Origin of the sequence: Pseudoalteromonas sp. Of7M-16 (genome assembly GCF_022347805.1) — a bacterium.
Lineage (GTDB): Bacteria > Pseudomonadota > Gammaproteobacteria > Enterobacterales > Alteromonadaceae > Pseudoalteromonas > Pseudoalteromonas luteoviolacea_F.
Map to the genome: position 1 here is coordinate 145,180 of NZ_JAKRFY010000007.1, position 20,940 is coordinate 166,119.

Annotated in this window: 18 protein-coding genes; 13 read left to right on the forward strand and 5 right to left on the reverse strand. The window is 43.1% G+C overall.

What is annotated here, in order from left to right:
- The first annotated feature begins 11 nt into the window (after positions 1 to 11).
- The 4 genes from dapA (at position 12) to MHN81_RS09325 (ending at position 4,301) form a co-directional block, all read left to right on the forward strand.
- Entirely contained in the window at positions 12 to 926 is a 915-nt protein-coding gene (gene dapA, locus MHN81_RS09310) for a 4-hydroxy-tetrahydrodipicolinate synthase (protein ID WP_023402094.1), read from the forward strand.
- Positions 927 to 937: 11 nt separating this feature from the next.
- Positions 938 to 1,939 (forward strand): 4-hydroxyproline epimerase, encoded by a 1,002-nt coding sequence (locus tag MHN81_RS09315; protein ID WP_023402095.1) that lies wholly within the window; start codon positions 938 to 940, stop codon positions 1,937 to 1,939.
- A 37-nt stretch (positions 1,940 to 1,976) separates the two neighbouring features.
- A complete protein-coding gene (locus MHN81_RS09320) occupies positions 1,977 to 3,476 on the forward strand; it encodes an aldehyde dehydrogenase (NADP(+)) (RefSeq protein ID WP_239425597.1) in 1,500 nt (499 codons plus the stop codon).
- A gap of 159 nt (positions 3,477 to 3,635) precedes the next feature.
- Positions 3,636 to 4,301: a GntR family transcriptional regulator gene (locus tag MHN81_RS09325; RefSeq protein ID WP_023402097.1), complete on the forward strand. Its 666-nt coding sequence runs from the start codon at positions 3,636 to 3,638 to the stop codon at positions 4,299 to 4,301.
- A gap of 73 nt (positions 4,302 to 4,374) precedes the next feature.
- Here the strand turns inward: MHN81_RS09325 and MHN81_RS09330 are convergent, their stop codons facing one another.
- Positions 4,375 to 5,418, reverse strand: coding sequence for a type III polyketide synthase (locus tag MHN81_RS09330; RefSeq protein ID WP_023402098.1), 1,044 nt, complete (start codon positions 5,416 to 5,418; stop codon positions 4,375 to 4,377).
- A 506-nt stretch (positions 5,419 to 5,924) separates the two neighbouring features.
- Between MHN81_RS09330 and MHN81_RS09335 the strand changes: the two genes are divergently transcribed.
- The 4 genes from MHN81_RS09335 (at position 5,925) to MHN81_RS09350 (ending at position 12,489) form a co-directional block, all read left to right on the forward strand.
- Positions 5,925 to 8,501: a TonB-dependent receptor gene (locus MHN81_RS09335; RefSeq protein WP_239425598.1), complete on the forward strand. Its 2,577-nt coding sequence runs from the start codon at positions 5,925 to 5,927 to the stop codon at positions 8,499 to 8,501.
- Positions 8,502 to 8,656: 155 nt separating this feature from the next.
- Positions 8,657 to 9,769, forward strand: a complete 1,113-nt coding sequence (locus MHN81_RS09340; protein ID WP_239425599.1) for a response regulator — start codon at positions 8,657 to 8,659, stop codon at positions 9,767 to 9,769.
- Between the two features lie 248 nt (positions 9,770 to 10,017).
- Positions 10,018 to 10,461, forward strand: a complete 444-nt coding sequence (locus tag MHN81_RS09345; RefSeq protein ID WP_023402101.1) for an Hsp20 family protein — start codon at positions 10,018 to 10,020, stop codon at positions 10,459 to 10,461.
- 198 nt (positions 10,462 to 10,659) lie between these two features.
- A complete protein-coding gene (locus MHN81_RS09350) occupies positions 10,660 to 12,489 on the forward strand; it encodes a peptide-N-glycosidase F-related protein (protein WP_239425600.1) in 1,830 nt (609 codons plus the stop codon).
- Between the two features lie 9 nt (positions 12,490 to 12,498).
- Here the strand turns inward: MHN81_RS09350 and MHN81_RS09355 are convergent, their stop codons facing one another.
- Positions 12,499 to 13,086, reverse strand: coding sequence for an FMN-binding negative transcriptional regulator (locus MHN81_RS09355; RefSeq protein WP_239425601.1), 588 nt, complete (start codon positions 13,084 to 13,086; stop codon positions 12,499 to 12,501).
- The gene (locus MHN81_RS09360) at positions 13,083 to 13,658 is read right to left on the reverse strand and encodes a GNAT family protein (protein ID WP_023402104.1); all 576 of its coding nucleotides are present in this window, start codon (positions 13,656 to 13,658) and stop codon (positions 13,083 to 13,085) included. The genes MHN81_RS09355 and MHN81_RS09360 overlap by 4 nt, the downstream gene beginning before the upstream one ends.
- A 168-nt stretch (positions 13,659 to 13,826) precedes the next feature.
- On the opposite strand from MHN81_RS09360, the gene MHN81_RS09365 reads away from it, so the two are divergent.
- The gene (locus tag MHN81_RS09365) at positions 13,827 to 15,266 is read left to right on the forward strand and encodes a PLP-dependent aminotransferase family protein (RefSeq protein ID WP_036977405.1); all 1,440 of its coding nucleotides are present in this window, start codon (positions 13,827 to 13,829) and stop codon (positions 15,264 to 15,266) included.
- 82 nt (positions 15,267 to 15,348) lie between these two features.
- Here MHN81_RS09365 and MHN81_RS09370 read toward each other — a convergent pair whose 3' ends face one another.
- Together MHN81_RS09370 and MHN81_RS09375 are read right to left on the reverse strand one after the other, a co-directional pair.
- Positions 15,349 to 15,543, reverse strand: a complete 195-nt coding sequence (locus tag MHN81_RS09370) for a CVNH domain-containing protein (protein ID WP_023402106.1) — start codon at positions 15,541 to 15,543, stop codon at positions 15,349 to 15,351.
- A gap of 144 nt (positions 15,544 to 15,687) precedes the next feature.
- Positions 15,688 to 16,161, reverse strand: coding sequence for a histidine phosphatase family protein (locus MHN81_RS09375; protein WP_023402107.1), 474 nt, complete (start codon positions 16,159 to 16,161; stop codon positions 15,688 to 15,690).
- Positions 16,162 to 16,394: 233 nt separating this feature from the next.
- Between MHN81_RS09375 and MHN81_RS09380 the strand changes: the two genes are divergently transcribed.
- From MHN81_RS09380 to MHN81_RS09395, 4 genes are read left to right on the forward strand one after another with little or no spacing between them, the layout of a single operon-like run.
- The gene (locus tag MHN81_RS09380) at positions 16,395 to 17,657 is read left to right on the forward strand and encodes an efflux RND transporter periplasmic adaptor subunit (RefSeq protein ID WP_239425602.1); all 1,263 of its coding nucleotides are present in this window, start codon (positions 16,395 to 16,397) and stop codon (positions 17,655 to 17,657) included.
- A gap of 16 nt (positions 17,658 to 17,673) precedes the next feature.
- Positions 17,674 to 18,396, forward strand: coding sequence for an ABC transporter ATP-binding protein (locus MHN81_RS09385; RefSeq protein WP_023402109.1), 723 nt, complete (start codon positions 17,674 to 17,676; stop codon positions 18,394 to 18,396).
- Position 18,397: 1 nt separating this feature from the next.
- On the forward strand, positions 18,398 to 19,711 hold the full coding sequence (locus tag MHN81_RS09390) for an ABC transporter permease (protein WP_239425603.1): 1,314 nt from the start codon (positions 18,398 to 18,400) through the stop codon (positions 19,709 to 19,711).
- A gap of 13 nt (positions 19,712 to 19,724) precedes the next feature.
- Positions 19,725 to 20,927, forward strand: a complete 1,203-nt coding sequence (locus MHN81_RS09395) for an FtsX-like permease family protein (protein WP_239425604.1) — start codon at positions 19,725 to 19,727, stop codon at positions 20,925 to 20,927.
- Positions 20,928 to 20,940: the final 13 nt, after the last annotated feature.

The following is a 20,940-nucleotide window of genomic DNA, read 5'->3' on the forward strand; positions in this document are numbered from 1 at the left end:
GAGGAAAAACCATGAATGTAGAATGGCAGGGGGTTTACCCAGCGGTAACCACACAGTTTAATGATGACGAATCGATTAACTTTGACACGACCAAATCGATGATCAATTCACTGATCGAAGAAGGGGTACACGGCATTATTGTTTTGGGTACTGTGGGTGAGAATTGCTCTTTGCGTGCAGAAGAAAAGCGACAAATTTTGACCATGGCAAAAGAAGTTGTGGCTGGTCGCGTACCCTTAATTTCAGGTGTGGCTGAAACAACAACTACGCTAGCAGTTGAATTTGTACAGGATGCTGAAGAAATCGGAATTGACGGTTTTATGGTGTTGCCCGGCATGGTGTATCGCTCTACCGAGCGAGAAGCGATTTATCACTATCAGCAAGTAGCACGTTCTACCGCATTGCCCATTATGATTTACAACAACCCAATCACCTATGGTGTTGATGTTTCGATTGAGGGTATGCGTACACTTGCTCAAGAAGCAAATATTGTTTCGGTTAAAGAGGCCACTGAAGATACTCGCCGCATTAGCGAGCTATTTGCTGCATTTGGCGATCGCTTTGTCGTATTTGGCGGTGTAGACGACATTGCTTTAGAGAGCTTAATGCTAGGTGCAACAGGTTGGATTTCAGGTTTGACCAATGTATTCCCGCGTGAATCAGTGGCGATTTACAAGCTTGCTCAACAAGGTAGATACGAAGAAGCCAGAGAGTTGTGGCGTTGGTTCTTACCATTGCTGCGTTTAGATACGATCCCAACATTGGTGCAATGCATCAAGTATGCAGAACAGCTTGCAGGACGTGGTAGCGAGAAAACCCGTGCGCCACGTTTGACTTTGAGTCAAGAAGACAAGGCTTATGTGAGTCGTCTGTATGATGAAGCAATCACTAATCGTATTGACCTAAGCAAATATAAGCTTGATTAAGGAATATCGACATGAACAGGGGTACATTTTTTTGTATTGATGGCCACACTTGTGGCAACCCTGTACGTCTTGTCACAAGTGGCCACCCGAATTTAAAGGGGGCCACAATGGCTGACAAGCGGCAGCACTTTTTAGCCGAGTATGACTGGATCAGAAAAGCCTTGATGTTCGAACCTCGAGGTCACGATATGATGTCGGGCGCTTTTCTTTACCCACCTTGCACTGAAGATGGAGACATCAGTATTCTCTTTATTGAGACCTCTGGGTGCTTACCTATGTGTGGTCATGGCACCATTGGTACCATAACTTTCGCGCTTGAGCAGGGTTTACTTCATCCCAAGCAACCTGGAACGGTAAAAATCGACACGCCTGCAGGGAGAGTTAATGCCGAGTATGAGCAAAGCGAGGGCAAGGTGAAATGGGTAAAATTATTAAATGTCCCTGCATTTTTAGCTCATTCTGAATTGGCGATTGAAGTATCGGGGCTGGGAGAGCTAGTGGTCGATGTAGCATATGGTGGTAACTTTTATATTATCGTTGAGCCTCAAGCAAATTTCAAAGGCACTGAGCAAGTAGATGCCGATACGTTAATAAAACTAAGTCGTGAGGTTAGGGCAGCGGTCAACGCAAAAGTTGATTGTATCCACCCGGAAGATCCAAGTGTATCTGGCGCATCCCATGTACTTTGGACTGGCAAACCTCAAAAACCAAATTCCTCAGCGGCCAATGCGGTTTTCTACGGAGATAAAGCCATTGACCGCTCGCCATGTGGCACTGGCACAAGCGCACGTATGGCTCAACTATTTGCAAAGGGACAGCTGCATCCGCAACAAGAATTTATCCACGAAAGCTACATAGGTAGCCAGTTTATCGGCCGAATAGAAGAGGTAACCGAAGTTGCAGGCAAAGCTGCAATTCGTCCGAGTATTCAGGGCTGGGCCATTCGAACGGGGACCAATTGTATAACCGTTGACGACGATGACCCCTATGCATTTGGGTTTCAAGTGATCTAACTATTTTGTGCACACATCAAAAAAACAGGAGGCAATCATGACATTTACAGGTTTGAGTTATATTGCTGGACAGTGGCTTGAAAACAACCGTGATGACGTTTTTCAAGGGTTTTGTCCTGGCACTAATGAATATTTACCGACTCGCTTTTATGAAGTGTCGGGCGAGCAAATTTCACAGGCTGCTGATGCAGCGCACGCAGCTTTTAAACAATATCGAAGTATTCCAAATCAGCAGCGTAGCGAATTTTTAAATACCATCGCGGATGAGATCTTAGCGCTTGGTGATATTCTTATTGAAACCACCATGTTAGAGACCAATTTACCTCGTCAGCGCCTTGAAGGTGAGCGCATGCGTACGGTAAATCAGTTACGCGTATTTGCTGATGTATTACAGCAAGATTTAGCTCCGTTGAAACTGAGCTGTGCAGAAGAAGGTGACGAGACAAGAGCGCCAATTCCAAAACCTAAAACGGCGTTGACTTATTTGCCTGTTGGGGTTGTTGCCGTCTTTGGTGCATCAAATTTCCCCTATGCATTTTCAACCCTAGGTGGTGATACCGCTTCAGCCCTTGCGGCTGGTTGTGCGGTCATTGTTAAAGCCCATCCAGCGCACCCTGCAACGAATGAATTAATGACCAAAGCAATAGCCAGTGCAATTGAAAAGTGTGCCATGCCTGACGGCTTGTTTTCTATGCTACAAGGCAGTGAACACAAGATTTCTCATCAATTGGTGAGCGAGCCTATTGTTAAAGCGGTAGGGTTTACAGGGTCTTTAGGTGCGGCAAATGCACTGCTTAAAACAATTCATCAGCGGGTAGAGCCAATCCCTTTCTATGGCGAACTAGGAAGCGTAAACCCACAAATTGTTTTACAAGATTACAGCCAAAAACAAGGTGGCGTGTTAGCGACTCAATTGGTGAGCTCTATGGCAATGGGTCATGGACAATTTTGTACAAGTCCAGGCGTTTGGTTTGTACCGAGTGAAGATGACAATTTGGTTGAAGCTGCTACTACAGCGATCGAAGCTACACCTTCGGATACTTTGCTCACACCGGGAATTTTACAGGCTTTCAATCGCAGCATTGCTGCGCTGACTGCTCATGACGCAGTGTCGCTGCTCGCAAAAGGACCACAAACGAAGGATTATCATGCGTCTGCACATTTGTATTGCTGTGATATACAAGAGTTTTTGAAAAGTGCGGACCTGCAGGAAGAGGTGTTTGGACCTTGCGCCTTACTTGTGAAATACAGAAGTTATGATGAACTATTGCTGGCCATTGACGGGTTAGCAGGTCAATTGACGGCAAGTATTTACGGTGAAACTCAAGAGCTGAAGGAGCAAGCCGCGTTGATTGAGGCATTGAGTTATAAAGTCGGGCGTATTATATACAGTCAAGCACCTACCGGTGTAGAAGTGTGTATGTCTATGAATCATGGCGGACCTTTCCCTTCCTCCACGGATGTACGAAGTACTTCCGTTGGCACTAAAGCAATGACGAGGTTTTTACGTCCGTTATGTGTGCAAGGTGACCAATAGTAAAGTAGGGGTAGGTAACTATTTTTACTCAGTAAAGTCTACTTTTTTACTAAGTAGATTTTACTATTGGATTAACTTAACAAAGTTCAAGTGTGGCTCACGTGCAATTTAGATTTAGCTACGTATAATGTAAGCCACTGTAAATTTTTGATTAACCCTATGGCGATTGTACATAAAACTAGAACTCAACTTGTTGCCGAAGCGATTAGAGACAAAATTTTAAGCGGTGAAATTAAAGCTGGAGAGCCGTTGCGTCAAGCTGCACTCGCCGAAGAGCTTAATGTAAGCCGTATTCCAGTTCGTGAGGCTTTGCTGCAATTAGAAGCGGAAGGCTTAGTGAATTTTGAAGCGCATAAAGGCGCAACGGTAACGAGCTTAAGTGCCGATCAAATTGATGAAATATTTGATTTACGTGCCTTGTTAGAAGCCGAATTACTTCGACACTCAATCACGCATTTAACCAACCGCGATCTATTGGAAGCGGAAGCGATTTTAGCCGATTTAGAAGACGCCGTTGAAGCGGGGGATTCTCAGTTAGCGACAGGCAAGCTCAATACAGAGTTTCACAACAAGTTGTATGGGCGCGCAAATCGTCCTCAAACAAGAGAGCTCGTTGCTGTTTACAGCAAAAACTCTGAACGTTACGTGCGTATGCATATTTTATTGGCTGGCGGTATTAACACTGCGCCCGAAGAACACAGGCAGTTGTTGCAATTATGTCGTGACAAAGACATTGACGGCGCGTGTGAATACTTGAAATGCCATATTTTAAACGCAAAAGACGGCATCAAAGCACTACTATTGAAAATTGAAGAAGATGCATGACGAATATGGCAAGCCATTTAGCTCAGTTTGATGAGTAAAATGGCTTATCGCCCGTCTTCACTTTACTGTTTGCTTATTGCCATACTCCTACGCTCATCTCTGAGGTGAAGCCAGGTCCAAATGCAGCAAGTAAACTGGTATCCCCTTTGGTTGCATGCTCAAAAGTTCGGCGCAGCACGTCGATTACGGCAACACTCGAAGTATTGCCTGTTTCTGCCAAGCATGCTCGTGAGTGTTTAACCTTTTCAGGTGCCAGATCTAAGCAGCGCTCTAGTTCATCTAATATGCGCCGTCCACCAGTATGAAAAATCGTATTGTCGACATTATTGGCATCGATATCCAATTTGTCTTTGCAAAATGACTGCAAGTAAGGCGCAACATGCGGAATTGAATGCATCACGTCTTTGTCCAGAGAAAACTTAAATCCTTTGTCGGTCAGTTGGTATTCGATGTAGGGCATGGTGTCTTCAATTGTGACACTTTGGTTGTGAGTTAGCCGCAGCCCTGAAATCTGATCGTCTCCGCGCATAACAACAGCGGCAGCGCCATCGGCAAATAGTGAGTTACTGATAAAATCTTGAAGGCGGCCAGCTTCTTTGTGAAAGCACAGTGATGACGTTTCAACACACACAATTAGTACGTTTCTATCAGGTCGGTGTTCACAATATTCAAATGCTCTGCCAATTGCAGAGGCGCCAGCAACGCAGCCCATTTGTGCTATTGGGATCTGTTTTGTATCAGGTCTAAGTGATAGGCGGTTGATAAGGTGCGCAGTTAAAGATGGCATCATAAATCCAGTGCAAGAGGTGGCGATAACCATATCAATTTCATCCACGTTGAGTCTGGCATTGTGGATAGCTTCACGGGCGACATTTTCAGCCATTTCGATGGCTGCATCTTGGTATACTTTTGCCCGCTCTCCAAAGTCACCTTGTTTGACAACATCTGTCAAAGGCATGATGAGGTGTCTTTTTTTTACTTGTGCATTTTGGATCATATCAAAAGCACGTTTTTTGTAAGGGCTGTCGGGGTGGCAAATCTCGATAACTGTCATGATGTCATCGGCGTTTACCTCATAATTTGGATAGTAAGTTGCTGGTTTACTTAAAGTTGTCATGGCTAATTTCTCCTTAATTGAGTGACACTAAGCAAGACCCAGTACTGCTTTCTTTTATTTCACATTTTTTTAAAGAGTTTTAACTTTTTTGTTCTGATATCACCTAATTGATTGATATTAAATAATTTATAATTCTGTTTTTTTACGCTTGGATGATTTGTTGTCAAAATTAAAAAACGCTCAATTTCGAATGTTCAACTGTTGTGAATATTGCATTTGTTTTCGGCCTAAAATCTCATTTTTCACCTTGTAAATAGTGAAAGTAACATTGATTTACAACCGAAAACGCATCTTTACGCATCTTTTCCTATCTTTTCAATATTTTTAAGTTGTTGATATTTATCATTTTAAATGGTTTTAAATTCAAAAGCGTGGCAATTTTGCGAGTAAACATTGTTAGGTGAGTTTTTATTGCGCTTTTATTAATTTTTCATTCATTTTTCTCGCTCTAATGTCGAGTTAAGCGCCATGGCAAGTAAAACCAACATCAATTTAGGAAAGTATCTATGAAGAAAACCGCGATCAGTATAGCGATAGCAATGTCGACAGGAGGCGCAATCTCCCCTGTATTTGCAAATGAGCAGGCCGCACAAATTGAGAAAATAGAAGTAACAGGCTCTCGTATTAAACGCTCTGATATGGAAACTGCCAGCCCGGTCACGTTTATTGGTGCTGATGCTATCCAAGCGAGCGGTGCCGTGACGATCGATGATGTTTTACAAGACATCACAGCTGCGGCAGGGGCCATGACTAACCCCGGAGTAAACAATGGTTCTGGTGGAAACGCGAGCATCAATTTACGTGGGTTAGGGGCACAGAGAACACTGGTGTTGGTCAATGGCCGTAGAATGATCAATTCAGGAACTGGGGCTGCGTCAACGGTGGACTTAAATACTATTCCGGTCGCCATGATCAAGCATATTGAAGTGTTAAAAGACGGTGCTTCTGCGGTTTATGGCACTGATGCCGTAGCAGGTGTTGTAAACATCATTTTAAAAGATGATTTTGAAGGCGCAGAACTCAATGCTCAGACTGGCTTATCTGGTGAGGGAGATGCAGAGCAGCACAATATCGACCTGACAGTGGGTACGAGTTTTGACAAAGGCAACATGGTATTTGGCGTTCAATACATGGAGCGTGGATCTGCGAGTCAAGCAGACAGAGACTTTTCTTCATGCCCATTAAGTGAGACTGACGGGGGCAAATCGCTAACATGTGGTGGTTCAACAATCACGCCAAACGGTCACCTTTATCTTGAGAATGGAAAAGAGTTACAGGGTGACAAAGAGGGGAATTATGCTGAATATAATCCAGAAACGGACCCTTACAATTATGCTTCAGATAGTTATTTGTACACTCCCATGCAGAGGTTAAACCTGACTGGCGTTATAAATTATGAATTAAGTGACAATACCACATTGTTCACTGAAGCAATGTACTCCAAGCGGTGGTCTGAGCAACAAATGGCACCGCAACCAGTATGGTTTGATTTTACCTATACTGAAGCGATGGGGGATGATTTATTAGAGCATGGTGCAGAGTATGGCGATACAGTTCACTATCGTCGTCGTATGACAGACACTGGCACACGAGACTTCTCACAGGTCGTTGACACAGTGAGAACGGTTGTTGGTGTTGAAGGCATACTAGATAATGATTGGAGTTGGGATGTTGCAGTTAATTTTGGTCGCAATGACTCTGTTGACCAACTATCAAATTTGCACAACATTGGCAGTTTAACCGAAGACATAGAACTGGGTAATTTTAACCCACTCGATCAGGCGTCTTGGTCAGCAGACAATATGACTGATTACTTGTATACAGAGCAAAATACGGGTGGCAGCCAAATGTTGAACTTCAGTGCATCTTTGGCTGGAGATATTATAGAGTTGCCAGCAGGCTATTTAGGTTTTGCAACAGGTATTGAAAAGCGCACAGAAAAAGCTTGGTATACGCCAGATTCACTTACCTCACAAGGTCTCGCCAACGACCCTAAAGTTGAACCAACCAGTGGTTCATACGATGTGAATGAAGCGTTTGTTGAGTTTGCTATTCCTGTTTTGGCGGACAAAGCATTTGCGCAAAACCTAGATCTGAGCGCTGCAATCAGAGCATTTGATTACTCCAGCTTTGGTAGTGACTCTACTTGGAAGCTTGGATTTACTTGGAAATTAAATGATCAGTTAATGTTTAGAGGTGTGAAATCAACGGCATTTCGAGCACCTACAGTGGATGAATTGTACGGCGGTAAATCGCCATCGTTTGAGCAGATCTCTCATCCTCTGTTAGACAGTCAAGCTGAAGTGATAGTGGGGGGTAACGCCAACTTAACGCCTGAAGAAGCAGACACTTTGACCTTTGGTTTAGTGTACGAGCCGGGTTTTATTGAAGGTCTGTCACTGACTTTAGATTACTACGACATTGCAATTACCAATGCGATTAGTGAAGTTAATAACCAGTACATCATCGACAATTGCGTTGATAGTAATGGTGGTTTGATCAATCAAAGTTCGCCGGTATGTGCTTCAGCCAACATGCAAATCTCTAATGGCAAAGCGACGTTTAACAACCAGTTGCAAAATATTGGTGACGAAACAACGCAAGGTTATGATGTCAATGTCGCCTATAGCTTTGATGCTGCAGGTTTAAACTGGCGCGCTGGTTGGGACACATCAATCTTGAAAGAGCGCACAGTAACTATGGCAGGAGAAACGGTCGACTACACCGGGCTGATCACTTCCGGCTTGGGCGGCTATGCGGATATTAAATCGAGCTTGTCGTTGGCGGTAAAAGCAGAGACATGGAGTGCCAATTACAAAGTACGTTACTTATCTGGTATGGATAGCTTTAGTTGTCTAGAGGATCCAAGTAGTTGCTACGCTCCGAGTACGCCAAGTATGGTTTATCACGATATTTCAGGAAGTTACTTTGTGAGCGATACGATCAAATTGACAGGTGGGATCAATAATTTGTTTGACAAGCAACCTCCTTATTACTCAGGAAACAATGATTCAAATACCGATCCGTACACGTATGACACACTTGGAAGGTATGTATACGCAGGTATGAATATCCAATTTTAATATCAAGGGTAAAAATTCATTTTTCACACTCTCCGTAGAGGGACCAAAGGGTTGCAGCATTTGCAGCCCTTTTTTTTAAATAATTGTGGGCTAATTGTAACGGAGTGTCGTTTAACGTCTATATTGTGAGAAAGCAACAATGAATTGGAGTTGGGATGAGCGTCCGAATTTTAGTAATTGATGATGACAACACATATCGTACTTTACTCTCACAGGTTTTCGCGGAATATGACGTCAGTGTTGCATCCAGTGGTGAAGAAGGCTTAAAAAAGGCCATTGAGTTAAAACCCCATGTCATTTTACTAGATATTGTGATGGCAGGTATGGATGGCTATGCGACCTGTTCTGAGCTTAGGAAAGTAGAGCACCTGCGGCATACACCCATCGTTTTTATATCCAATTTGTCTTCGTCAGACTGCCGCTTAAAAGCGTTTGAAATTGGGGCAAACGATTATGTGTGCAAAACAACTCACCCAGAAGAGCTTAAAAGCAAGGTTGTGGCAATTCTAGAGGCTGATCATGACTATTTTGAAGCCCATGCCGACATTGCTGAAAAAGAGTGCTTATTGCTGGATTTACAAAGACAAAATGCCAGCATGAAAACCATTGGGTTATTTATGCAAGCAACCCACTATTGTAGCGATCTTGAAGTACTACAAAAAATCTTTATCAACACGTTGTCGAGTTTGGATCTTCGTGCTGTCGTTCATTTTAAAGACAGAACCCTTTTTCGCAGTACATCTGGCAACGTTGCAAAGCTTGAGAAAGAGTTACTGTTGCACCATGAAGACTTTGAGCGTGTCCATCAGTTTGATCATGGTCCTATGGTTTTTAACTGGCGAAGCAGTATTTTATTGGTTAAAAACGTTGGAGAGTTAAGCGACATTTGCGCGCATGTTATGGATGCGCTGGAGCTTGCCATTTGCAATCTCAATCGACGAGCTGAGATGGTGGAGCAAATTCTCTCGATTGAAAAAACGAACAAAGAGATCTTGGCGAGTTTAAAAGACACGAAGGCGAAATCAAACACAAACCTTAAACAGCAACTGTTTGACTCGGGTCTTATTTCACAGTTTGATCTTCAAGACGAAAATGATTTGGATGAACTCATAGCCAGTTCAAGTGATGATTTAATAGGCATGGTAGAAGCATTTGGTGATAACGCAGAGAAGATAAGCGCAATTTTAGGTAGTTTGAAAAAGCCACCACAAGAGTTACGCTTTTTGTTCAAAGAAAGCATGACCCCCTCTGATGCGACCCTATTTTAAAGTAAAAAAAGAGCGTGACACTGTTGCGCTCCTAAAATGATTATTTTAAATCTTTAATAATCAAAGTGTTAATGATAAGTGTGACTTTTTTTCGTATTCTTTCTTGAAATCATTTCAGTGTGTCCATAGATATAGTTATGAGGTCGCCGTAAGGGGCCAGAAATTTACTTAATATATTGTTTAATAAGCCTATTTCCTGCTTCTCGAAGAGTGAATTAGGCGTTATATCGCTTTATGAGGATACACTTATGCGTACAGTTGATTTATCACCACTTTATCGTTCATTTATCGGCCTAGATCACTTGGCAACGTTGATGGACTCAGCGCAAAGAAGTTCAGAAAAACAGTCGGGTTTCCCGCCATATAATATTGAAGCCTTAGACGAAGATAAGTACCAAATTACCATGGCCGTTGCAGGTTTCAGCGAACAGGAGCTGACTCTTGAATCGGAAAATAACACGCTGACCGTAAAAGGTGAGAAACAAGACAAAGACGCCACATCAGAACGAAAGTTCATTCATCAAGGCATTGCAGAGCGCAACTTTGAACGTAAATTTCAACTGGGCGATCACATTAAAGTGATTGGTGCAGATTTAGAAAATGGTTTACTAAAAATAGATCTAGAACGCGAAGTACCTGAAGCTATGAAACCGCGAAAAATCGCAATTGGCGCAAATAAATTACTCGACTAAGCGCTTTTACTTTTTCCCTTATTCCTTGTTAATTGTTTATTGATGTTTCCAACCAGCCGCCGTTAGGCGGCTTTTTTTGATGCTTAAAATCCTTCCATTATTATTTAAATATTTAGGTAAAAAAGGAACAGCTGCTCTTTACATGTTTTCTTGCAATCCGTATGGTTATGTTAATTTTTTGTAATCAAGGATTGTGTGATGAAAGCGATTTTTTACGTATTTCTTGCGTGGTTGAGCTTCGCGGCTGAGGCTAAAACGCAAGTATTGACAGAATATACCTCATTTACTCAACATGGTGATCACCGTTTTGCTGTCAACTTAACCCCAGTAGACCCCAGTGGACGACATGTGCTTGAACTTGAACTAGGGTGTGCTGAACAAGGGTGCAGTGATTGGGATTACACCGTGAGGTTTGAGTGGCACCAAGGAGACACTCGCTATGAAATGGGGCGTTTGATCACGCCTTATGCGGGCTACATGCAAAGAGGAATGCACGGTTTTGACCGCAGCTGGCGAAGAACCTACTATTTTGATGTTTCTCACCTTGCTCCGGTATTAAATGGTGAAGGCACATTTAATGTGCATTACGGCGGATGGGGCGCGAAAAAAAGTGCATTTGGTGTGAGCGCAAAGCTAATTTCTCAACCGGGTTTTTACAATCGACAGGTGAAACGAGTGATCCCGCTGTACGAATCGGGCTCCGAAGGTTGGCCATATAAAACGGCACAGGATTTTGCCAATTTACTACCTGCTAAAACAGTGACATTTGAAGCGGGTGAAAAGCATGCTGAAATTAAGATGATAGTGTCGGCGCACGGCCACGCGCTATCTTATGACAACCCCGAAGGTAAAGCAGAGTTGTGTGGAGAGTGGTGCGACCGTTATTTCACGCTCAGTCAGGACAGTGAGTTAGTCGTTAAACAAAATTTATGGCGTGATACCTGCGATCAGAGTGCAACTTTTCCTCAGGGGGGAACGTACTTATTTTCTCGTGCAAATTGGTGCCCAGGGGAAGCAATAACGCCATTTAGTTTTTCTGTTTCTACAGACAACCAAGACTCTCTATTTGACCTTGATTGGCAAGCTTACAGTTGGCAGCCTTCTCAATATGGGAAAGATGCTCCTCGGTATATTGTGAGTGCGCTGTTAGTGACTTATGGTGATTATGACCTCAAGGAAGATATTGCACTTAAGCGAGTTTTAAAACCTAACGCTGCGATGCCAGATCGCTTTAGTATGTCTTGTGGTGAGATTGAGGTAGAAGTTGAAAACTTAGGAAACTCTGACATTGATGAACTCTGGTTTGACTATGGGGTTGAAGGACAAAAGGTACAACAATATTATTGGCAAGGTGAACTGCCTGCGGGTGAAACCAAGCAAATTAACTTTGCGACAGCATACATGGGCAGGTTTGCTGCCAATGGTTCTGAACTTACTGTTGCTGTGCGAAGCGCCGCGGATCAACAAGGCGTTAATAACGCTCAAACAGTGAAAATGAAGGCGCCTATTGCGCTAGATAAAAGTGCCGTCTTACATTTGTTATCGGGAAAACAAGGGGCGGAAACCAGCGTATCCATAGTTGATAGAGACCAAAATACTGTAAAGCACTGGCCAACGTTTTCGAACACAGCTTGGCATGCACTGCCATTAGATGTGCCTGCTGGATGTTATACGCTAAAAATTAATGACAGCGAACATGACGGCCTCGCATTCCCGTTTTTTAACCAACGAAAAGGCAAGGGCGAAATTAAACTGCACCACAGTGGTGAAGTTGATGCTCACGTAACTCAACTAGAAGCCGACTTTGGGCGAGAGCTTTCCATTCCGATCACGGTAGGTTACGAGTTTGGCGGCTGCGCAGCACGCGATTGGCAAAAAGATGTAGCATATCAAACTCCTGGGCAGCAAGTTGCCTATCAGGGGGTGATTTATCAGGCGCGTCATTGGAGCTATAACTTTGCACCTGATAGAGCGGGACCTTACGATGCATGGCAAGCAGTTAGTTACTGTGATGGCAGCGCCTTGTAACCGTTTTATTTAGTCGTAGTAGCGACTAATTTGCGGGTTGGTGTTGCACAACAGATTGGCAATTTCAGCCCGTGTTTCAGCGCCTTTATTTTGGCTAAGTTTGAAATTCCCGGTTAAGGTATCGAGTTTTACTTTGAAAAATATGAGCGCGTTACACATTGCCTTTAACTGTTTTTCTGGTACTGAACTTAACTGCCACGGATCATTGTCGTTTTCAAAGGCATTCAAAATATGCTGCATGGTGAGCAATTGCTGTTCATAGTCATCAATTGATTCCAACATGCCTGTACAGTGCACTGTTACATAATCCCAAGTGGGTAACTTTATACCTTCAACCTGTTTGGGTGATAGATAAGTATCTGGGCCGCGAAAGACAGCCTCTACCGATGACGAAATAAAGTGTTTTATGGGGTTTTCACGTGTTGCATGACCAAAAATAGTCAGGGTATCTCTGCATAGACTCACTGGCAAGTGGCATATATGCGAAGGTGTTGTATCACTACCTGTACAGAACATCGTAGCCAATGGAAAGCGCTCAATGACATCAAATAATGCTTTATTGTCACTTTCCACATAGGTTTTGACAGGATAATTCATAACCAAGATCCCAATCGTTGTTTAATATCGGGCCACATATCATCGATGATACTAAAACGGGCTGTGTTTCTAAAACTGCCATCTGGTAGCTTTCTATTTTTGAGGTGAATACCCTCAAAATGAGCACCCAATCTAGCAATGGCACTGCGAGACTTGTGATTTTGCTCATGGGTCTGAAATTCAATGCGAACCAAGCCAAGAGTTTCAAAAGCATGCTGAAGTAACAGGTATTTTGCATGAGTATTAATATGGCTGCGCTGCCAGTCTAGACCAATAAAAGTATGGCCAATTTCTGCTTGTAAATTGTGTGTATCTAACCTGAAAATTCGAGTATTGCCTGCAACTTGATTGGTCTGTGCATCAATAATTGCAAACACAACCTGTTCTTGAGGATCAAACTGTGCTGTTTGCTCAAACCAAGTTTGCAAGACTTCTTGGGATTGGCAATAACGACTGGGTACCCAGCGCCAAAGCTCTTCTGCTTGGCCTACCTGTTGCAATTGGCCCAGGTGTGCTTGGGAAAGTGGCTCTAGCCTTACTTTATTGGTCGATAATGTCATTGCTTTTAACATGGTGATTCCTTTTTATGATGACGAAAAGCATGCTTGATGCGATAAATTCCAGCCTACTTGAAACTGGTAAGGTTAAAACAACCAGTTTTAAATAAATTGCTATACCAGCTTGTCAGTGAGGTGTGTTTTTTATACGCTATGGCTATTGTCATAGTTATCAAAATTATTATGTTTACAGGTCGTCCACTCGAAGAGCATGTTAAAACCGCTAAACATGTTCAGATGGCTCAACAAGTGCGAGAAGCGATTCAAAGTGGTCAATTAAAACCTGGTGAAAAGCTCCCATCAGCACGCACATTGGGGCAACTATTTGGTCTTAATCGACACACCATCATGGTGGCCTTGCAAAATCTGGTCGCCGAAGGATGGCTGATCTCAGAGCTTCGAAAGGGTTACAAGGTTAATCAGCAATTGCCTGTGGTGGAAAGTGCACAAGTTGAACTAAAAAACGAGCTGTATCAACCAGTATTGCCTCAATTTTCTGCCCCATTAGCTGCGGTAAAATCAACTCAGTTAAGTGACTATCAATACAATTTTGCTGGTGGGTTACCCGATGTGAAGCATTTTCCATTTGACGAATTTAGACGCAGTATGAACCGGATCTGTCGAAGTAGTAATGCAGCAGCATTTCATTACCAAAATACCGCGGGAGAGCCAGCACTTAGGGAGCAGTTAAAAGCGTATTTAAGAAAAGGGCGCGGACTGAGTTGTGAAGATGTATTAGTTTGTAACGGTTCTCAAGAGGCTTTGTTTTTGGTCGGCCAGGCGTTCTTATCGCCAGGGCAAGGCGTGGCGATGGAAGCGCTAGGTTACCCCCCAGCACGCCAAGCATTTCTTGCATCTGGTGGTGTCATTCATGATATTGCGCAAGATGAACAAGGGTTGTGTGTTGATTCACTGGCTGAATGTCTTTCAGGTGCTGATATACGTTTAGTGTACTTAACGCCTTTACACCAGTACCCGACCACGATCACCATGTCGGTTGCCCGCCGATTGGCGATTTACAAGTTGTGTGCACAGCATGGGGTGTTTATTGTCGAAGATGACTACGATCATGAGTTTCATTATCGTTGCCCACCGTTACAACCCATCGCGGCAAATGATCCGGCTCAAATAGTGATCTACCTGTCTACTTTTTCTAAGATCATGTTTGCAGGTGCACGTTTGGGGTATGTCACAGCGGCGCCTGTGGTTTTGCAGCAATTGATAAGATTAAAACAGCTGATAAACCATAAAAATGATGTATTGTTGCAATTGGCCATTGCTGATTGGATGGCAACGGGGTGTTTTGAGCGTCATTTGCGACGCATGACTAAGTTATACCAACAACGCTGTGATTTAATGGCATCGCAGTTGACTCAGTTTCAAAACCAAGGATATGACATTGAATTCAAACAACCAGACGGCGGCATGGCTTTTTGGGTCGACCTGAAACGCGACATTGCTTTTTTGCCCAATAAATTGCATGAGGCGAGTATCTATGCGCTTACTGAGCGTGCATTTTGTGGTTCGCCGAGGGCGTCATATACCCACATACGGCTTGGATTTGCAGGTCAAAATACAGAGAATATTACGGCGGGGTTAAAACGGATTTTTGAGTTGCTTTGAGCTCTAGTTAAGAAGGAAAAAAGGCCCATGCCTAGGCCCACTGTATCGACATATGATTGCATGTTTTTTAAAAGGGAATGCTCTATTTCCTATCAGGCGCCCAAGCAAGTTGCCCGTTGATATTTGCAATGTCATATTTGAGTCTGCTTTCAACCCAGCTGCCATCTTCTTTTTGACATAATGCTATGATATAGCAATCTTCTTCGCCAGGGATCCCCTCAAAGTGGATATTACGGCAACTCGATTTATATGAGCCTGGGGGGGTTATGAAAGACATCTATCAAGTACTCCATTTTGGTAAATGACAATGCAGCTCCTAATAAATGAAGCTGCTCCAACAAAGTGATAATGTCCACTATAAAGGGAATTAACAGCTATAAACATTACACATTATTACACCTGCTATAGCCGCTGAATAAATCTATCTATTTGAACTGCGGATTTTTAATTTACCGGTTTCGTCTTCAAATGTGATCACAAAAACTTTGTCAAACTCGTCTTCGGCTATGCTGACATCTCGACCAGTTAGCAGTGAAACCAAAGTGGGTGTTGTATTGCTGTGACCTGCAACGACTATAGTTCCAGTTTGTTTTTTCAGCATGTGTGCAAACTCTTCGAGCTTCCCTGGGTTATACATTGAAATATGTGTATCTATCAGATCAGCAAGTGGTGCTAGTGTTGCTTTAGTACGATTGTAGTTGGTTGAGTATAGTTTTGTTGGCTCATACGGGAGCATCATTTGCGCGATGTAATGCGCGCGTTTAATTCCCTGTTGTGTCAGGCTAGGATCAACGCCTTTTTGTTTCTCGGCATGTCTGACGAGAATGATATTTTCCGGCATAGCGAAGCTTGAAAAGCTCAATAGGCCCAAAAGCAGAATTAATACAGTACGCATAGTGAGTTTCCTTGTCTTCTTGTGCTCTTCAGTACTATATCGTGTTCTGCTCCATGGCGCACCCTAATCATTGATTTCATAGCGAGTACAGTACCTGTCCGCAGCGGACACAATTTCTGTCCGCGGACGCTTTTTTACCCGTCCTAAAAATTAAAGTGCTTATAAATCAATATGATATTTTTGGCATGGTATTGGTATATCTGATTGCATCAGGATATAAATGAGTGATTGAGATGATTAAAGATACCAGTGGACAGGATCAGCACATTCTAAATAATAGGCCAATATGTAAGCGTAAGTGGGCACTCATGCTCGGTGTGACAGCGGCGTTGTTTGGGGTTTTGTTGTGGTTGCAGTTATCGCCACAAGCACAGCATTCTATTGAGAGAGAAGAGTTGGATATTGCTAAAGTAGAATTTGGCAATTTGGTACGTGAAGTCGGTGCTCAAGGCAAAATTGTTGCAGCACATGCGCCAACCATTTACAGCCCTGAAATTGGTGTGACAACCTTATATGTCAATGCAGGTGACAGTGTGCATAAAGGGCAACTCGTTGCTCAGTTACACAGTCCCGAGTTAAGCAGTGAGTTAAAGCAACAAGAATCAGAATTGTCGCGCTTAGAAAGCGAATGGCAACGGCAGCAATTAGAATCAAGGCGTCAGGCTTTGGCGCTTGAAAAGTCATTAGATTTAGCCAGAGTCACTCTAGATGCAGCAGAAAGAGAGAATCGACGTGCTCAGATCTCGATTAAAACAAGCTTAATTAGCCAAATAGATCTCGAACAAGCACAGGATGAGTTTGCTCGAGCCAAACTGAACTTTACGCATGCACAAAAAGAGGCAGAGATTGGTCGTGATACTCTGAAGTTTGAACTCGCCTCTGTCAAAAGCAATGTTGAGCGTCAGGCTATTGTGGTTGAAGAAGTCAAACGCAGAGTGACCAATTTACAAGTGCGAGCGTCAGTGGATGGTATTGTTGGTAATTTACTGGTGCAAAACAAATCGGCAGTGAGCCAGAATCAACCCTTGATGACTTTGGTTGATTTATCTGCCTATGAAGTGGAGCTGCAAGTTCCTGAAAGTTATGCCAATGAGTTGGGTTTATCTATGCCTGTACTAATGCGTATAGGTGCAAAAGAGTTCGAAGGTCAACTAAGCGCCATATCGCCAGAGGTCAGCGATCGTGAAGTGACTACCCGAGTAAAGTTTTCCAATCAAGACATTTCTGGTATTCGCCAGAATCAACGAGTACATGCCCGTATTCAGCTAGAAAACAAACATAATGTGCTGAAAGTGAAGCGCGGCCCGTTTTTAAATACCGGTGGATATGTTGCTTATCGCTTGCGTGACAATTTGGCTCAGCGTGTAGATATCAAAACCGGTTCAAGTAGTTTAAAAGACATTGAAATCATTGCAGGGCTTCAAGAGGGTGACGAAATCATCGTCTCTGGATATGATGCGTTCAGCGATGCAAGTTCAGTGCTAATCAGACAATAAATAAGGAAGACATGTGATGTTACAAATGCAAGATATCGGTAAGTTATATCAAACCGAAATGGTCCAAACACAAGCACTGAGAGAGTTCAATCTAACCGTCAATGAAGGAGAGTTTATTGCTGTAACAGGGCCTTCAGGATCAGGAAAGACCACATTTTTAAATATTGCAGGGTTGCTTGAACCATTTTCATCTGGTCAATACATGCTCGATGGCGTAGATGTAGGGAAGCTTAATGACAATCAGCGATCGGACCTGAGAAATCAAAAAATAGGGTTTATTTTTCAAGGGTTTAATCTAATTCCAGACCTAAATCTATTTGAAAATATTGAAGTGCCGTTGCGCTATCGCGGGATTAAAACTGCACAGCGAAAAAGACGGATAGAGCAATGTCTTGAACAAGTTGGGTTAGCTGGGCGCGCGCGTCATTTACCACAGCAATTGTCAGGAGGCCAACAACAACGTGTCGCCATCGCACGTGCGCTGGCTGGAGAACCACGCTTTTTACTGGCTGATGAGCCGACAGGAAACCTAGATAGCTTAATGGCAAAGCAGGTTATGACATTGTTGGAGGAACTAAATAGGGCGGGTACAACGATAGTGATGGTTACGCACGATCAAGAGCTTGCGAGAAGAACGCCACGTAACATTCAAATCGTAGACGGCCAAGTTGCTGATTTTACCTTATACCAAGGTGTACAAGGGACACGTGAAAACACACAAACGCCATTGGGGGTTTAATATGTTGCTACATTATTGTGATTTAGCATGGCGAAATATCAGACAAACGCCCTTTATCAGCGTATTGATGATCATCGCGATTGGTATTGGCATTGGCGTGACGATGACAACTTTATCTGTTTATCACATGAAAAGTGCGGATCCTATTCCGAACAAAAGCGCACAGCTTCATGCTTTACAGTTACAGATTATGGATGATGGTCAAACTTGGCGCACACCAGATAACTTACCACAACAGGTAACTTATAAGGATGCGATGTATTTACTAGAAAATTCACCGCTGGAAAAGAAAGTTGCGATGTTCAAATCGGGGGCCGCGATCCATTTAGATAAGCCCGACAGTGTGCCTTTTATTAAAGACGTGAGGGTAACAAGCAGAGATTTTTTCGACATGTTCGATATGTCTTTCTTATATGGAAATGTATGGAGTGAAGCACAAAGTGAGCAAGCCGCACCTGTTGTTGTTATTAGTGAAGTGCTATCGCAAAAGCTATTTGGCCGAAAGAATGCTTTAGGTGAATCCGTTTATTTAGGTGACCGCCGCTATGAAGTTGTAGGCATTACAAAAAAGTGGCGCCCAGCAGTGAAGTTTTATGACGTAAACAATAGCGCCTTTGACCCTGCTGAAGAGGTGTTTATTCCGCTGAGTCATGCCAAAGCTTATCAAGTTTCAAGTTGGGGAAATACCAATGGTTGGAAGAATGAAGAGATTAATTCTAGGGAGCAATTTTTAAATTCAGAAACGGTGTGGTTACAGTTTTGGGTTGAACTTAATTCAGCGTCCGAAAAAGCGCAGCATGGGCAGTTTTTACTGGATTATATGCGCGAACAGCAAGAGCTAGGCCGCTTTAATCGCAAAGAGTTAGCGTACAATTTGCAGCCTGTAACACAGTGGTTAAAGTACAATCACGTCGTCAGTGCAGACAACAAAATATTGGTTGGATTGAGTTTTATGTTTTTAGCTGTGTGCATTGCAAACATATTAGGCATGCTGCTGGCGAAATTTCTAAAACGTGCCCCTGATGCTGGTGTAAGGCGTGCGCTGGGGGCAAGTAAGCGCCAGATATTTTATCAACACTTGGTTGAGGTGGCTATCTTGGGGCTACTTGGTTCTGTCGTTGGTGTGGTTTTAGCGCAGTTGGGCTTAGCGGGGATCAGAGAGTCTAAATCAGGTTATGAACTGATCGCGACCATGGATTGGCAGATGTTGTTGATCTCGCCTTTGATTTCTATCTTGGCATGTTTAATTGCAGGTCTTTTCCCTGCCTGGGTCGTATGTAAAACATCACCAGCCACACACTTAAAAATACAATAAAGGAGTGCTTTAAATGTCTGAAATAAAACCTATTTTAAGCGCTTTAACGCGATCAAAAACCGGGGCTATTTTACTGGTCATGCAAATCGCCATTACCTTGGCGTTAGTAAGCAATGCAATGTCTATCGTTGCAGACAGAGCAGAAAAGATAAACCAAACCACCGGCTATGATGAACAAGGGATCATATCTTATACCTTGTTAACTTATGACAAAGATACCGACATACCAAAACAATTTAAAGAAGACATCAGACAACTTAAAGTGCTGGATGGCGTGATTGATGTGCTGGCGGTAAGCTCTATACCTCTGTCGCGCAGCGGCGGGTCAAGAACATTAAGCACCGATCCCGAAGAGCATAGCGGTAAAAATGCAGACTCAGGGTATATTCGAGCAAATCATCATATTATTAGCACACTGGGTTTAACCATTAACGAGGGGAGAGACTTTACGCAAAGTGATGTGATTTATGGTAGAAATGGCGATTACCCATCTGTTGGTATTGTAAGTAGAGCAGTCGCTGACAAACTTTTTGGACAAGGTAATGGGTTAAATGAAACAGTTTATAATGGAGACGATGCATTCAAAATAATCGGGATCATCGATACCCTAAAAAGCCAATGGCCTCGTTCAAACATGGGAAATAGCTTGATATTTCTTCCCATTGAAGAAGCGCAAACTTACCAAAAGTTTATCGTTAAAACGACGCCACAAAAACGCGCACAGGTCATGAAACAAATAGAGCCTTTACTGCTAGATCTTGATCGTGGTCGAGTCGTTATGAATATCAAAGGGTTGGACAAATCGAAAGCGGACACCTATGCCGGTGACACATTAATGATCCGCATGTTAATCGCAATTGTCGTGTTTTTAGTAATTATTACTGCGTTAGGCATTTTTGGCCTTACACATTTTAATATCAGTAAGCGAACAAAACAGATTGGTACTCGACGTGCGCTGGGGGCGAGAAAATCAGCCATTTTCAAGTACTTTTTGTTAGAAAACTTGATGGTCACCGCTTTGGGCGTAGTGATTGGAGGCGTTGGAGCACTGGTACTAGGGCGAGAGCTGATGGGGCATTATAGCGTGCCACCGCTTGAAACAAGCGCAATCTTAATCACGGCAGGGATGATGCTATTGATGAGCTTTATTGCCGTCTATTCACCTGCTCGGCGTGCCGCAAATATTTCTCCAAGTGTGGCAACGCGAAGTATTTAAAAATTAGGAACAA

What these genes read in the sequence shown, in the direction of transcription:
- dapA (WP_023402094.1), top strand. Translation starts at nt 12, where the DNA reads ATGAATGTAGAATGGCAGGGGGTTTACCCAGCGGTAACCACACAGTTT.
- MHN81_RS09315 (WP_023402095.1), top strand. Translation starts at nt 938, where the DNA reads ATGAACAGGGGTACATTTTTTTGTATTGATGGCCACACTTGTGGCAAC.
- MHN81_RS09320 (WP_239425597.1), top strand. Translation starts at nt 1,977, where the DNA reads ATGACATTTACAGGTTTGAGTTATATTGCTGGACAGTGGCTTGAAAAC.
- MHN81_RS09325 (WP_023402097.1), top strand. Translation starts at nt 3,636, where the DNA reads ATGGCGATTGTACATAAAACTAGAACTCAACTTGTTGCCGAAGCGATT.
- MHN81_RS09330 (WP_023402098.1), bottom strand. Translation starts at nt 5,418, where the DNA reads ATGACAACTTTAAGTAAACCAGCAACTTACTATCCAAATTATGAGGTA.
- MHN81_RS09335 (WP_239425598.1), top strand. Translation starts at nt 5,925, where the DNA reads ATGAAGAAAACCGCGATCAGTATAGCGATAGCAATGTCGACAGGAGGC.
- MHN81_RS09340 (WP_239425599.1), top strand. Translation starts at nt 8,657, where the DNA reads ATGAGCGTCCGAATTTTAGTAATTGATGATGACAACACATATCGTACT.
- MHN81_RS09345 (WP_023402101.1), top strand. Translation starts at nt 10,018, where the DNA reads ATGCGTACAGTTGATTTATCACCACTTTATCGTTCATTTATCGGCCTA.
- MHN81_RS09350 (WP_239425600.1), top strand. Translation starts at nt 10,660, where the DNA reads ATGAAAGCGATTTTTTACGTATTTCTTGCGTGGTTGAGCTTCGCGGCT.
- MHN81_RS09355 (WP_239425601.1), bottom strand. Translation starts at nt 13,086, where the DNA reads ATGAATTATCCTGTCAAAACCTATGTGGAAAGTGACAATAAAGCATTA.
- MHN81_RS09360 (WP_023402104.1), bottom strand. Translation starts at nt 13,658, where the DNA reads ATGTTAAAAGCAATGACATTATCGACCAATAAAGTAAGGCTAGAGCCA.
- MHN81_RS09365 (WP_036977405.1), top strand. Translation starts at nt 13,827, where the DNA reads ATGTTTACAGGTCGTCCACTCGAAGAGCATGTTAAAACCGCTAAACAT.
- MHN81_RS09370 (WP_023402106.1), bottom strand. Translation starts at nt 15,543, where the DNA reads ATGTCTTTCATAACCCCCCCAGGCTCATATAAATCGAGTTGCCGTAAT.
- MHN81_RS09375 (WP_023402107.1), bottom strand. Translation starts at nt 16,161, where the DNA reads ATGCGTACTGTATTAATTCTGCTTTTGGGCCTATTGAGCTTTTCAAGC.
- MHN81_RS09380 (WP_239425602.1), top strand. Translation starts at nt 16,395, where the DNA reads ATGATTAAAGATACCAGTGGACAGGATCAGCACATTCTAAATAATAGG.
- MHN81_RS09385 (WP_023402109.1), top strand. Translation starts at nt 17,674, where the DNA reads ATGTTACAAATGCAAGATATCGGTAAGTTATATCAAACCGAAATGGTC.
- MHN81_RS09390 (WP_239425603.1), top strand. Translation starts at nt 18,398, where the DNA reads ATGTTGCTACATTATTGTGATTTAGCATGGCGAAATATCAGACAAACG.
- MHN81_RS09395 (WP_239425604.1), top strand. Translation starts at nt 19,725, where the DNA reads ATGTCTGAAATAAAACCTATTTTAAGCGCTTTAACGCGATCAAAAACC.